Here is a 14,093-nt window from a genome sequence, read left to right as displayed (position 1 = left end):
AGGGGGTTATAGATAATGATAAATAGTATAAATGAGAAATATGAAGAGATGATAGAATTACTAGAGAAATTGGTTAATATCGATAGCGGTTCATATTATAAAAAAGGTGTCGATGAAGTGGGTGAGATACTTCAAAATCTCTATAGAGAACTGGGATATACTATAGAGGTAGAGGAAAATGATGAACTGGGAAATAATATATTAATATATCATCCTGATATAAGGGATCCTCAAATTTTGATTATTGCCCATATGGATACGGTTTTTGATAAAGGAACAGTAAAGGAAAGACCATTTACAATAGAAGGAGATAGAGCATATGGTCCTGGTGTAGCAGATATGAAAGCCAGTCAAGTATCTTTGATATATGCTATCAAATATTTACAGGATAATGAAGATGAAGGTTTCAAAAATTTGAAAATCATTTTAAATAGTGATGAAGAAATTGGATCAAAGGTCTCCCAAAAATTGATTAAGAAAACATCTGAAAAAGTTGCTTATTCAATCGTAATGGAACCCGCAAGAAAAGATGGAAGTATTGTAACTTCTCGTAGAGGTGGGGGAAGATACATATTGAATGTTAAAGGAATTGCTTCGCATTCTGGTGTAGCACCTGAAGAAGGGAAAAGCGCTATTGAGGAACTTGCTCATAAAGTAATAAAATTGAATAACTTATCTGAGCATAAAGAAGGCGTTTCTATTAATGTGGGATTGATAAAAGGTGGTCAAGCTACAAATATGGTTCCAGACACAGCGTCGTGTGAAGTCGATGTTAGAGTTACAAATGAGGAGCAAGCTGAAGAAGTTGTTAAAAAGATAGAAGAGATAGTTTCTGAACCCGATATAGAAGGAACAAAAATTGAGCTGTCAGGAGGCATTAATAGACCACCTATGGAGTTTGACAAGGAAAATAAGGAATTATTTAATCTCGTTACGAAAGTTGGAAAAGATTTAGGTATCGAGGTGAAAAATACGCATACAGGTGGTGGGTCGGATGCCTCCTTTTCATCTAGTCAAGGGGTAGCGACTATAGACGGAATGGGACCGATTGGTGGAAAGTTGCATAATGAGGGAGAGTATCTGGATTTAAAATCTTTTACTGAAAGAACATTATTATTAGCAGAGACAATCTCGAAGCTTTCTCGTACAAGGAAATAATAATTATAGAACTTATAATTTTTAAAAAAACTAAGAGCACTTTAAATTTTCTTCAACATTCTTATATAAAAATGTTGAAGTGAAGTCTATTAGTTTCACAGTGGTGTCTTTCCGCCCGTGGCTGAAGATGTAGGCCTGGGGAGCGCCGATTTCCCTTGAAACTATGGTTTAAACTTTTAATGAGTCCCCGAACTGGTTCGAAAGTGTAGAAGTCTTCATGGAAAAATTGACGGTGCTCCCGGGCAGCATCTCCCCCTTCATATCATCGAAATGCAGCCGTTTCTCTGTCTGACTTAATATCGTTCAAGCTCATAGTTGAATAAAATGGTTTTTGCTAAGATCCTGATGAATCAGGATCTTATTTTTCATGTAGCAACGCGGTGAAATTCGATGGATATTAGTTCGGCTAAGACTTCCTCTGAACGGTCATGGTTGTATAAATTTACATAGTCTTTCAAATCAACGATTGGCTGGGAGTACGTATGATACTCTTGTGTTTTCCACACAGACACGGGATGATAACACTTAGATTTCAGTTTGCCGAAGAATGACTCTATCGGCTTGTTGTCAATATATTCTCCAACCAAGGACCTGCTTTGAATCATGCTATGAGCTTTTCAAACCTAGGAAGTGAACTGGAAGTTTCGGTCGCTGTGGGCAATGGAGGAGGCCACTGGAGTGGTGGTAAGTTCGGCCTCGAGAGTATCTGACACTAGATAGTTATTGTGGCTGAGCACAAACCAGTGGGTCATTATAATATTATCGAACAGATCTAGTAGGACACATCTGAAGACCACCGACTTTCAGTTTTGTCTACTACGGTCAAATCTTGCGTTGGTTTCCAACGGTCTAAGCGGCTCTCTGACCTTAAGTAACCTCTGTCACATACTTCTTTAAATGTTAATAAGCCTGTTGATAGGAGTTCTTAGATCACTTTGAGAGTGCGGCAATAAGATTCGTTTGGTGATTATGTTGCCATATACATTAAATGGTTCCGTCACCTTGAAATGTTAATCGTGTTCCATGTATTACGCTATAAACCTTAGTATTTTCTTCGAAGTTTCTATAACGGATTATCCAAAACCTCTAAGGTTACAGATGTTTTATTTTATCTGTACTCTTAGAGATAACTCCTCAAAATTTTATCCTGTCTGTTTCATTGGTTATAGGCTTAATTTCCCTTTTTGTAGTAAGACGCGACCTTGATTATTCTTTCCGCTGCATCGACGGCTTTTTCCTTATCCTGTGAGAAGTTCAATCTGACACAGTCAGTAAAATTCGGGCCGAACTGTGTGCCGGGTGTAACGGTGACATTAGCCTGCTTTTTGAGGACTTTGACGAAGTCATCGCAGGAAATTGAGAGATCTTTGATCCTGGGGAAGATGTAGCTGCCAGCTTCAGGGGTCCTGACTTCAAAACCGGCTTTTCTGAACATCTGAAGCAGTGTGTCCCGGATATCCTGATGCGCACTGATACGGTCCCTCATCCAGTTCTCAGGCTCATTGAACCAGTTTTTTAAAACAATCTGGTTGTAGCCTGCCGCCCGCAGTGAAACGATCGCCTGCAGCTGCTCCATCCTGTCGATCGTCCCCTTTGAGCCGTATGCCACACCGAGCCTGAAGCCGCTGAGCGATTCCGTCTTCGACGGGCCGATGATGGTGATGATATTCTCTTCAGGTACTGCATCGAGGCTTGAGAGATGGGTGAATGGCCTCTCGTCAAAAACTTGTCTGGAGTACAGCTCATCGACGATGACCTTTACGTCATACTCTTTAACGAGCTTTCCAATCTCAATGATTTCCTCTCTGGAATAGACGACACCGCTCGGATTGTTGGGGTTCGAGAAAATAAACGTCGATACGCCTTCCTTGAAGCCCGCTTCCAATTCATGCAGATTGATGCCTGCGCCTCCTGCGCGGTTGAGGTAGTCCAGGCCGACCGGATACAATTCGCCCTGGAAAAAATGGACGAGCTTTCTGTTGGCATAATAATCCGGCTCGACAATTGCGACTTTGTCCCCGCGTGAAATCATTGCACCTGCGGCAAGGAACAATGCGCCCTGGGTGCCGGGGGTGATGATCAGTTCATTTTCGGGGTCGATTGAAGTCGAAGCGAAATCCGCAAGCTTTGCAGCGACGTCTTGAAGTATATCTTCCCGCCCGCGGTAGACCGTGTAGGCCTGGGTTGCGCCGACTTCACTGAATCCATGGCTGAAGCTCTCAAGGCTGCCCGGGACCGGTTCGAAAGCATCCACATCCCCGTGGGAAAAATCGACGGGTTCGCCTGGCAGGACCTCCCCCTTAAGCGAAATATCATCGATATTCAAACGCTTCTCCTGTCCGGGAGCAAGTTCTGCATCAAGTTTTTCAAAAAGGTTATCCATGTCAGGCATTGCACACACCTCTTTCGAGTATTTAATCATTTGTATTTTCAGATTATCACTACTCTTTGGATAATGTAAGCGGCGGCGTTTAAATGCTGTAAATTCAGGGAGCAGGCATTTCACTTCAATAATTCCTTGTTAATGGGTAGAATTTAAAGTGACGAGGAGGAATTGAATATGACAAATGAAGCGAAACACCTGGTGCTGGGATCGGATGAAGCGGAAACGGCAATAGAATCATACATCAATATGGGCTGCCCGTTCTGTTCGACCTACATCGAAGTCATCGATGAAATTTTTGCACCTTACATCGAATCAGGGAAAGTGAAGCACATCATCAAGCACGTGGACCGTACGCATGGTTCCTTGTTGAAAGGCACAGTCGCCGGCACCAATTTGAATGTGGATGAGCCGGAGCAGGCATACAAAGATATGAAACACCTGCTGGAAACGCGCCCGGAATGGATTGGAAGCTTCGAGGAAACGCTGATGAAGCTTGAAGCTCTCGGGCTTCATGAACAGGAAGGGCACGGTGCCCGTTCGAAAGAAATCCTGGATGAAGCGGCCGAACGCAATGTGAGGGTTGTGCCGACGGTGTTCATCGACGGGGATAAATTTGATTTCCCGGTCAAAGGTGAGAATGCTGAGATTGCGGAAGCGTTCAATAAAAAACTGGAAAGCTTATAGGTGGCTGTCAGCCTTCATTTCAGGCAGTCAAAAAGTCCTGGGTACGATTTTGTTCCCGGGGCTTTTCAGTATCACAGGCCGGTAATTTTACGGAGGATGATCTGTTAATCCGCTTGCTGGGGGATAGATATACACCATTCAAATGTAAGTTTTTGGGTTATTGGGCGCCGGCAGAGGGAATAAGAAATTTAACATGCAATTGTTGATATGGGGAATTCTTTGAAAGTGTTCCGCTTATGCTCTATAATCAATGATTAATATTTCAATATATGAAAAACTTGAGAGGAGGTTGTTCGATGCACAAGCGAGTAAGTAAAGTTATGGTTGGTCTGATGATGATCGGCTTCTTTGTGATAGCTTGGAATCAACAGATCTCGGCACAGGATTCAAACCTGCTCGAGATGGTTGAGGTACGGACAACAGATAGTTCAAATAATGCTGAAGCAGAGCAGATGATAGACAGGCTCGATAATGTGGATTCCAGGATTTTATATGAAACGAATCAATCAGGTGTGACAATCATCCTGATGGACGTCCCGCTGACCGAATTGCCGGAATTCCAGCATCTTTCGGGCACGGTGCCGAGGGGCTGGGAGAACAGCGGCAACACCTGGGATGATGTGCCGGGTGCCGGAGGATTCACCACAGCTGCGAGAATAGGCTACAGCGATCCGGGCAACGGCCACTCCACAATCAACCTTGAGCTGCATGAATATGCCCATGCCGTCGACAGCTATACAGCAGGATTCACATTCAGTGATTCATCAGAATTCAGACAGATCGCATCGGCTGAAAAAGATGCACTGTTCGGTGACCACGCAGTTTCCGAATACTTCGATGTCCCGAGTGAGTATTTTGCGGAAGCATTCGCAATGTATTATCTTGGCGGCGAAGAGCAGAGTAAGCTGCAGTCGAGGGCACCACAGACATATGACTATATGGAAACCCTGAATTATAAGATTGTTTCATTCGGTGAAATTACAGGCAACACGATGACCATCGAATGGGATGAGTATGACGGTGCAGATTCCTATAATGTCTACCAAAATGGTGAGCAGGTAGCCAATGTATCCGAAGGTGAATATAAGGCCGAAGACCTGGAAACAAGCACCAATTACGAATTTTATGTTGAACCGCTGGATTCAAGCGGCAACGCCTTGTTTACATCATTCTTCCGTTATGCGACCACTTCAGCGGAGCCGGACGAAAACGGCTCCGGAGATGTGTCTGAAGTTGACGACACTAAACTTGAGGAAGCGGTCGCACAGGCGATGGAGATACCTGAAGCCGAGAGGACGGAAGAGCTGAATGAAGCCCTTTCTGAAGCAAACGCAGTGCTCGAAGAAAGCAAAGCAGGCAATGTGGAAAATCAGTCGGAGGTTGATGAGGCAAGAGAAAATCTGCTTTCCGCAATCGAACTGAATGATATGGGTGAAGGAGAGCGGCCGGAAGAAGATATTGAAGGTACTGAAGAAGATTCCGCTGAAGGTGAAGGAACGGAAGCTTCAGAAGAGACTGAAGCGGCACAGGAAGACATGGAAACTTCCGAAGAGGAGACCGTGACTGAACAGGAAGAGACAGATTCAGGTGAAACTGAAGAAGTGGAGACTGAAGAGGAGAGCGCAGAAGTCGGAGGCTCCATTTTCAATGATAACCAATTCCTTTTCATGGCAATCGTCGTTCTTGTGATCCTTGCAGTGATTTCTGCAGTGCTCATCAGAGTCATCAGGAGATAGACAAGAAATAGATTCCGGACTGTGCGGGAACAGTCCGTTTTTTTATTGGAAGTGATCAGTCCACTGAATTTTGAAGGGTAAAATGTTATCATAGAGATAATCAGAGATGAGGAGGATATTCATGTCAGCAGCTGATGAATTATATGAAGCTTATGTGGGGAGGGCGCCGCTCGCTCTTGGGAGTATCGGGGTGGAGTCACTGGAAGAGGCCTATCAGATTCAGGACCGGATCCTCGAGATGAAGATCAATGATAACGACGAAACTTTAAGAGGCTACAAAATCAGTCTGACGAGTGAAGAGACACAGAAAATGTTCAACCACGACGAACCGCTGTACGGTGCCCTGACCAACAGGAACCTGGTCAATAATGCCAGGTACTCAGACTACAACGCACCGAGACTCGAGATGGAGATTGCGTTTTTGGTCCAGGAAGACTTGTCTGTGGAGGATACTGCTGAAGATATCATCAGGAAATGCCTGATTGCGCCCGGCCTGGAAATCCCCGACGGCCGTTACGAAGACTGGTTTCCGAACGCCTCGAAATATGAGATCGTCGCTGACAGTGCAGTTGCAGGCGGCATGACGTTCGGACAAAGCGACTTCAGCACTTATGAAAAACTCGATGATATCAAAGGCACCTTGACGCTCGACGGTGAAATGATCAAAGAGGGCCGTTCAAGCGAAGTGATGGGGCATCCTGCCAAAGCGGTCAAATGGCTGGTAGAAAAACTTCATGCCCACGGTAAAATCGTTGAAGCGGGCAAAGTCATCTCATCCGGAACCTTCAACCTGCCGGTGGATCTTGAAAAAGGATATTATGAAGCGGAATTTGAGAATGTCGGCACTGTGACCCTCGACGTGAAATAAGGCCCCCGCAGAAGGAAAAACACAAAGAACCCGGTGCACATGTGAATGTGCACCGGGTTACTTTTATGCTTATTATACTCTGACGATCCAGCCGAACGGATCATCCAGGTGTCCATACTGTATACCTGTATAATGGGTGTAAAGGTCTTCAGCGACAGGACCGACCTGGTTATCGTTCACCACATAGTCTTCTCCATGGATCCTCATGCGGCCGACAGGGGAAATGACAGCTGCCGTGCCCGAACCGAAGATTTCTGTGACACTGCCGTCCTTCAGGCCTGCCTGCAGTTCGTCGATATGGATCCTTTCTTCTTTGACCGTGTAGCCCTTGTATTCGGCCAGCTCAATCAGTGACTTCCTTGTGATGCCGGAAAGGATGGAACCGTTCAGCTTCGGAGTGATGAGTTCATTGTCCCTGACGAAGAAGATGTTCATGCTGCCGACTTCCTCAACATATTTCTGCTCGACACCGTCCAGCCAAAGTACCTGCTCGTAACCCATTTCAGCAGCTTTCTGCTGGGCAAGGATGCTCGCTGCGTAGTTGCCCGCACATTTGATGTCGCCGACGCCGCCGCGCACGGCACGTACGAAGTCATCCTCCACATAGATCGCGGTCGGATCGAGCTGACCGCCGTAATATCCCGCTACAGGGGAGAGGATGATATTATACTGGTAAGTCCTTGCCGACCGGACACCGAGGAAGGCTTCGTCCGCGAATACGAACGGCCGTATATACAGTGACTGACCGGGTCCTTCAGGCACCCAGTCCCGTTCCAGTTTGATCAATTCATAAAGGGCGTTCAGGCTCACTTCTTCATTGATCTTAGGCATTGCAAGACGTTCTAAGGAAGTGTTCAACCTTTTGAAGTTTTCATCGGGTCTGAATAGTAGAACATCATCACCGTTCTTGTATGCTTTCAGACCTTCGAAAACAGATTGTCCATAATGGATGCCGTTTGCAGCAGGGGAAATCTCGAGATTTTGATAAGGTAAAATCGCCGGCTCTTCCCAACCGTGCTCAGGTGTATAATTTGAACTGAACATATAGTCCGTGAACACCGTCCCGAATTTCACCGTTGATACATCAGGCTTTTCTTTCAAAGATATTGCTTTCTCGATTTGTATAGTAGTTTGTCCCATGATGGACCCTCCTTCTAACTTCTAAAACAAGCCTCTGACTTGATTTGAAAATTGTGTTTATTTTAACAAAAAACGCACCATAAAGCAAGGTGTTTTCTGATAATTTAAAAACTTATTTTATTTCAAACATTGTCCTTATCCAGAAAGGAAAATTGTTATAATGGTTTTATTATGGAAATGTGAGGGGAAATAAATATGAAAACTGTAAAACTCGCCGTGATACCAGGGGACGGGATCGGACACGAAGTCGTACCCGGTGCACTCCGCATACTGGAGCGTCTTGCTGAAATCGACGGCGGACTGAAGTTTGAATTCGAACATTTTGACTATGGATGCGATTATTATCTGCAGCACGGGGACATGATGGCACCGGACGGCATCGAACGCCTCAGCCAGAGTGATGCGGTGTTTTTGGGGGCGGTCGGGGATGCCGGAAAAGTGCCCGACCATATTTCGCTCTGGGGACTGCTCATAAAAATCCGCAGGGAATTCCAGCAGGAAATCAACGTCAGGCCGGCGAAGGTTTTTGAAGGCATCAGATCACCGCTTGCGAATCCGAAAGACTTCGACCTCATGGTCGTCAGGGAGAACAGCGAAGGAGAATACAGTTCGGTCGGCGGCCGCATGTTCCATGAAGAGCACGAAATCGCGATTCAGAGCAGCGTATTCTCGAAACGTGCAACTTCACAGGCGATGCACTATGCATTCGACCTCGCGGCCTCGCGCAGCAAACTGGTGACGAGCGCCACCAAATCCAATGGCATTTATCATGCGATGCCGTTCTGGGATGATGTATTCAAGGAAATCTCGGCAGAGTATCCGGATATTTCAACGACTTCCGAACACATCGATGCCCTGAGCGCATCATTCGTCACCCGTCCCGAGCGTTATGATGTCGTGGTCGCAAGCAACCTGTTCGGTGACATCCTCACCGATATCGGTGCGGCGATCATGGGAAGCATCGGCATTGCGCCGAGTGCGAATCTGAACTTGAATGGCAGATATCCATCGATGTTCGAACCCGTCCACGGTTCCGCCCCGGATATCGTCGGCAAGGGCATCGCCAATCCGGTCGGCCAGATCTGGACGGCGAAGATGCTGCTCGACCATTTCGGCTATACGGAGCTTGGCAGCATGCTGCTCCGGGCGATCGAAGATACATTCAGAGAAGGGATCATGACATCTGACATCGGCGGCAGTGCCTCCACAGATGAAGTGACCGCTTCAATACTCAATAAACTGCAGTAAAAAACAACGTGAGGAGGGGTAGTGTGAAGGACCGCCTATGGACCCGTGATTTCATCATCGTGTTTATATTCAATTTCTTTATCATGCTTGCGATGTTCCTGCTCATGGTGACCATCAGTGGATATGCGATAGAAGCATTCGGCATCTCGACGAGCAATGCGGGACTCGCAGCAGGAATATTCATCGTCGGGTCATTGATCGGGCGTATAGTGACCGGTCATCAGCTGAGCCTGATGGGGGCAAGGAAGATCATGTATATCGGAACGGTCATGTTCATCGTTACATACGGCATGTATTTCTTTGCCGGAAATTTCTGGGTGCTGCTCGTCGTCCGCTTCCTCAATGGTTTTGCCAATGGTGTAGCGACGACGGCGGTGGGTACGATTGCAGCACTCGCACTGCCCCAGGCAAGGAGGGGCGAGGGCATCGGTTATTTCAGTCTGAGCTTCGTCATGGCGACGGCCATCGGTCCGTATCTTGCGTTCTCAATGCTCGAACATGTCGATTACCAGATGCTGTTCCTGCTCGTCTTCATCGTCGTACTCATCGCGAGTGTGTTCACCATATTCATTAAAACCGACAATGAAACGATCGACCTGTCGAAAGAGCCGAAGCCACGGTTCCAGTTCCTGGACCGGGATGCACTGCCTGCCGCGACGACGATACTCATCGTCTGTCTCGCGCATTCGACGATATTTTCATTCATCGCACTGTTCGCCGACCAGCAGGGTCTCGGTGCAGCGGCCAGCTATTTCTTCCTGATCTATGCGGTCATGATGCTTATCACAAGGCCGTTCACCGGCCGCCTGATGGATTTGAAGGGTGCGAACATCATCGTCTATCCGGCACTGGCCCTCTACTTCATCGCCTACATGGTGCTCGGAAATGCGACGACGGGCTGGATGCTGCTCCTTGCCGGGGCGCTTGTCGGCCTAGGCTACGGCAATTTCCAGTCCATCATCCAGGCGCTGTGCATCAAACTTGCAGACAGGAGGAACGTGGGTCTTGCGACATCGACCTTCTTCATCTGCCTGGATTTCGGCCTCGGTGTCGGATCCTATATATTCGGCCAGCTTGTCCCGTTCCTGGGGTACGGCGGGCTGTACAACTCCATGACGATCATCGTCGCCATCGCAGCGGTGATGTATTACTTCGTCTACGGCCGCAAGGAGAAATATTTATCGATATGAACAAAAAAGCACTTCTGCCTGCATGGCAAAAGTGCTTTTCCTATTTTGGGCCGCCCTGATCCTCGCCGTCCGCCCTGGTGTTGTTGTAGATGTTGATTGAAAGCAGTATGAACATTAGGCCGAATATGATGAATGGGTTGACCAGAGGTGCCTCAAGGATTAAATTCATCACGGCGATCAAGAGCAGGATCAGCATCCCGCCGACATAGATCCTTTTCACTGTCTGTTTACTCAAAATGAAAGCCCCCATATTTTTATTCATGTTAAATGATACCGGAAACCCCACGAATTACAACAATTCAATGCGGTTACTCCAAATAAAGTGCCGGGGTCAAATCGCCACCGGATTCTGGTATAATCGGTATGAAAATATTAGAGGAAGAGTGATACCATGCCACAGGCCAACAGAAGAATGAAAGATATCGAAGTGCCGGGGACGAGACAGTTCTCAAACAGGGTGGAGGAGTTTCCGGATGCGGTCGATCTGACACTCGGCCAGCCGGATTTTGAAACGCCGCAGCCGATCAGGGATGCAGCAATTGAAGCCATCAACACCAAGTCGATGAAGTACTCCCATAACACCGGGCTGCTCGAACTGCGTCAGGCGATCAGCAGCTACTATAAAAAGAATTACGGGGCGGATTTCAGCCCCCACGGGGAGGTGCTGGTCACTGTCGGCGGCAGCGAAGGTATAGACGGCATCCTCCGGGCGATCCTGGATCCGGGGGACGAAGTGCTGATCCCGGCCCCGACCTATCTTGGTTATGAGCCGATCATCGAACTGTCCGGCGGCGTGACGAAGTTCGTCGATATGACGGAGACGGATTACATTGCGACACCGGAACTGATTGAATCGAACATCACTGATAAGACGAAGGCCGTGCTGCTCAACTATCCGACCAACCCGACGGGCGTGACATATACGAAGGCGCAGATGGATGCCCTTGTTGAAGTGTTTAAAAGACATGATATATTCGTCATCACAGATGAAATTTACGGCGAAAACACGCTGGAAGGCGAACATATCAGCCTTGCATCCTATCCGGAGCTTAAAGAGAAGGCGTTGATCGTCAATGGCCTCAGCAAATCCCATGCGATGACCGGCTGGCGCATCGGTTATGTCGTCGGGCACAAAGGTATCATGGAAGATGTCACGGCGGTGCATCTGTACAACACGATCTGTGCAAGCATCCCGAGCCAGTACGCGGCGATTGAGGCACTCACTTCACAGCTGCATGTGCCGAAGGAGATGAACCGGGCTTATATCGAGCGGCGCGATTATATATATGAAAGGCTGCTTGATATGGGGCTGGAGGTCTCAAAACCGACGGGCGCCTTCTACATTTTCCCATCCGTAGAAAAATATGAACGGGATTCCTTCAAGTTCGCAACAGATCTGCTTGAAGCCGTCTACCTGGCGGTCGTGCCGGGACGGTCATTTTCCGAGTACGGCGAGGGCCATATCAGACTGTCCTTCGCATGCAGCATGGAAGAACTGATCGAAGCGGCGGACCGGCTGGAGAAGTATATCAATATGCTTGAAGAGGGACAGGCCTGAGTCTTCATATAATAAGCAGCTGGAGGTTCATGAATGGAGAAATGATGATTTTCATTCATGAAGTTTACACAATCTAAATAATACGCCATAAAATTAAACAAACATTTACTTCATGTTAAAACTGTGTGAACATTCGACCGCTATCATATATATGTAAGTGATCACCAGAGTGATCATAAATATGAGGAGGTTTACTGTTCATGAATGTCAATTTGTTTAATGACAAGAAATTGATGAACGCACTCGGTCTTGCATTTGTAACGCTGCTGCTGGTACTTTCATCATTATTCAGCCCGGTCGCGCATGCAGCCGGAGGAGGCGGTCCTGCCGGCGGGACGGCAGAACCGGTTACGGAAGAATTCAATCCGGTTCTGACGGATGAGAAACCTGAAGTGGCGGATATTGAAGCGAATAATATGCCAAACCGCATCGCAGCCACATTCAATGGCGACACGACGGGCGAGATGGGCTTCAATTGGTATACGACGGATCTCTTTGAAGATTCGAAAGTATGGGTTTCCAAGAGCGGGAATTTTGATGATACATTGGAGTTCGAAGCAGAAGCGGCGGAAGTCACTTCCCACTACGGGGAACGTGATATGAACGGTTATTACATCTTTGCAGACGTTGAAGAAGATGAAGAAGGGGAGCCGGTGACGGACGAAAATGGCGACCCTATGATCAACGGCTACTATACAGATGAGCAGGCGCACGGCGGAGACTGGATGTACGGCCGTGAATACGGACAGCTGGATCTGATCGATGTGCAGGAATATTCCTATAAGGCTCATGCCACCGGTCTTGAGCCGAACACGACCTACTACTATCAGGTGGGCAGCGAGTCGGGTGAAATCAGCGAAACCGGACAGTTCAAAACTTCCGGAGAGGACGGAGACCCGTTCAAGTTCGTCCATTACACAGACACACAGAATGCTTTCTGGAATGAAAACGTCCGGAATGAAGCGGCTTTCGGTGCGGATACTTTGATGCGCGCACTTGAAACGGCCGGAGATGCGGATTTTGTACTTCATACCGGAGATGTCGTTGAAATTGCAGAGATCGAAGATGAGTGGGTGGACATCTTTGAACGGTCCAGGCCGTACTTCATGAGTGCCGCAATGGCTGTGGCACCGGGCAACCACGATGAATATGCATTGAACTGGGCTGATGAGCCATTTACGGAAAAGTTCAATGAACATTTTAATGTGCCGGTGACGAATGACGCGGTTGACGGCGGATCCTATTACTCATTCGATTATAACGGCGTCCATTTTGTGACGCTGAATACGAACGACAACAAGGAATCCGAAGATAACCCGAACGAAGGTGCAATCGGTGAAGAGCAGATGGATTGGATACGTGAAGACATCGATGAGGCCCGTGCAAACGGTGCGGAATGGGTTGTATTGAACTACCACAAGCCGCTCTACTCGAAGTCGTATCATTCACTGCAGGATGACGATGTGCAGGAAATCAGGGAGGAGCTCACGGCCCTGATTGATGAATTGGACGTCGACCTGGCACTGCAGGGTCATGACCATGTCATCTCAAGGACACATTCACTGACGCATGTCCCGAGTGATGAGAACTTCTCGAACGGTGTGGTTGAAGAGGTTGAAACATTCGTCGGGGACAATGGCGTCAAGTACATCGATGATCCGGAAGGAACGACATATATCCTGCCGAACACGGGCGGAACGAAAGAGTATGATGATGTCTATTCCAAAGGTGTGGAGCACCTCCATGAAGTGAGGCCGGAGCTCGACTGGATGACTCAGGAAGATATGGATTACTACAACAGCCTGTTTGCATATGGCAACCAGCCGCAGGATACTGATGCATTCGAAGATTCCCATGCAAACAACAGGGATTCCGATGTACAGAACTTCGCGGTCTATGAAATGGAAGGCGATGAACTGATCGTCAGCATGTATCAGATAGAAGGCGAGCTGCTGGAAGGTGAAGAGCGCACCGTCCATCTGGTGGATCAGTTTGGCATCGTCAAAGATTCCGAATAACAGCACGTTAACTCAAAGAGGCCCCCCGGGCCTCTTTTTTTGTTGTTTCATCTTGTTTTTTCCATAAAATTGCAAACCGTCTCGAATTCGAGTAAAATCATAAACAA

The 14,093-nt window shown here is 47.5% G+C and carries 12 protein-coding genes; 8 read left to right on the top strand and 4 right to left on the bottom strand.

What is annotated here, in order from left to right; all coding sequences use genetic code 11:
* Positions 1–15 precede the first annotated feature (15 nt).
* On the top strand, positions 16–1,158 hold the full coding sequence (locus tag CRN96_RS08805) for a M20 family metallopeptidase (protein ID WP_097041268.1): 1,143 nt from the start codon (positions 16–18) through the stop codon (positions 1,156–1,158).
* Between the two features lie 365 nt (positions 1,159–1,523).
* Here CRN96_RS08805 and CRN96_RS13500 read toward each other — a convergent pair whose 3' ends face one another.
* Positions 1,524–1,763 (bottom strand): IS3 family transposase, encoded by a 240-nt coding sequence (locus CRN96_RS13500; RefSeq protein ID WP_097041266.1) that lies wholly within the window; start codon positions 1,761–1,763, stop codon positions 1,524–1,526.
* A 566-nt stretch (positions 1,764–2,329) separates the two neighbouring features.
* The gene (locus tag CRN96_RS08795; RefSeq protein WP_097041264.1) at positions 2,330–3,550 is read right to left on the bottom strand and encodes a pyridoxal phosphate-dependent aminotransferase; all 1,221 of its coding nucleotides are present in this window, start codon (positions 3,548–3,550) and stop codon (positions 2,330–2,332) included.
* A gap of 168 nt (positions 3,551–3,718) precedes the next feature.
* Here CRN96_RS08795 and CRN96_RS08790 point away from each other — a divergent pair, with 168 nt between their 5' ends.
* From CRN96_RS08790 to CRN96_RS08780, 3 genes are all read left to right on the top strand, one after another.
* Positions 3,719–4,228, top strand: coding sequence for a thioredoxin domain-containing protein (locus CRN96_RS08790; RefSeq protein WP_097041262.1), 510 nt, complete (start codon positions 3,719–3,721; stop codon positions 4,226–4,228).
* A 296-nt stretch (positions 4,229–4,524) separates the two neighbouring features.
* Positions 4,525–5,964 carry an anthrax toxin lethal factor-related metalloendopeptidase gene (locus CRN96_RS08785; RefSeq protein WP_097041260.1) on the top strand — a complete coding sequence of 480 codons (1,440 nt, stop codon included), beginning with the start codon at positions 4,525–4,527 and terminating at the stop codon, positions 5,962–5,964.
* A gap of 121 nt (positions 5,965–6,085) precedes the next feature.
* Positions 6,086–6,832 carry a 2-keto-4-pentenoate hydratase gene (locus tag CRN96_RS08780; RefSeq protein ID WP_097041259.1) on the top strand — a complete coding sequence of 249 codons (747 nt, stop codon included), beginning with the start codon at positions 6,086–6,088 and terminating at the stop codon, positions 6,830–6,832.
* Positions 6,833–6,904: 72 nt separating this feature from the next.
* Here CRN96_RS08780 and CRN96_RS08775 read toward each other — a convergent pair whose 3' ends face one another.
* On the bottom strand, positions 6,905–7,972 hold the full coding sequence (locus CRN96_RS08775; protein ID WP_097041257.1) for a branched-chain amino acid aminotransferase: 1,068 nt from the start codon (positions 7,970–7,972) through the stop codon (positions 6,905–6,907).
* A gap of 195 nt (positions 7,973–8,167) precedes the next feature.
* Between CRN96_RS08775 and CRN96_RS08770 the strand changes: the two genes are divergently transcribed.
* Both CRN96_RS08770 and CRN96_RS08765 read left to right on the top strand, forming a co-directional pair.
* Positions 8,168–9,220: a tartrate dehydrogenase gene (locus CRN96_RS08770; RefSeq protein WP_097041255.1), complete on the top strand. Its 1,053-nt coding sequence runs from the start codon at positions 8,168–8,170 to the stop codon at positions 9,218–9,220.
* 23 nt (positions 9,221–9,243) lie between these two features.
* Positions 9,244–10,410, top strand: a complete 1,167-nt coding sequence (locus CRN96_RS08765) for an MFS transporter (RefSeq protein WP_245844598.1) — start codon at positions 9,244–9,246, stop codon at positions 10,408–10,410.
* 40 nt (positions 10,411–10,450) lie between these two features.
* On the opposite strand, the gene CRN96_RS08760 is transcribed toward CRN96_RS08765, so the two are convergent.
* Positions 10,451–10,645, bottom strand: coding sequence for a hypothetical protein (locus CRN96_RS08760; protein WP_097041254.1), 195 nt, complete (start codon positions 10,643–10,645; stop codon positions 10,451–10,453).
* 156 nt (positions 10,646–10,801) lie between these two features.
* On the opposite strand from CRN96_RS08760, the gene CRN96_RS08755 reads away from it, so the two are divergent.
* Both CRN96_RS08755 and CRN96_RS08750 read left to right on the top strand, forming a co-directional pair.
* Complete coding sequence (locus CRN96_RS08755; protein WP_097041251.1) at positions 10,802–11,968, top strand: aminotransferase class I/II-fold pyridoxal phosphate-dependent enzyme; 1,167 nt, start codon at positions 10,802–10,804, stop codon at positions 11,966–11,968.
* 200 nt (positions 11,969–12,168) lie between these two features.
* Positions 12,169–13,986, top strand: coding sequence for a purple acid phosphatase family protein (locus CRN96_RS08750; RefSeq protein WP_097041249.1), 1,818 nt, complete (start codon positions 12,169–12,171; stop codon positions 13,984–13,986).
* Positions 13,987–14,093 lie beyond the last annotated feature (107 nt).

The organism is Salinicoccus kekensis (assembly GCF_900220995.1).
GTDB classification, from domain to species: domain Bacteria; phylum Bacillota; class Bacilli; order Staphylococcales; family Salinicoccaceae; genus Lacicoccus; species Lacicoccus kekensis.
The sequence above is the reverse complement of the archived record's forward strand: the minus strand, read 5'-3'. Positions and strand labels throughout refer to the sequence as shown.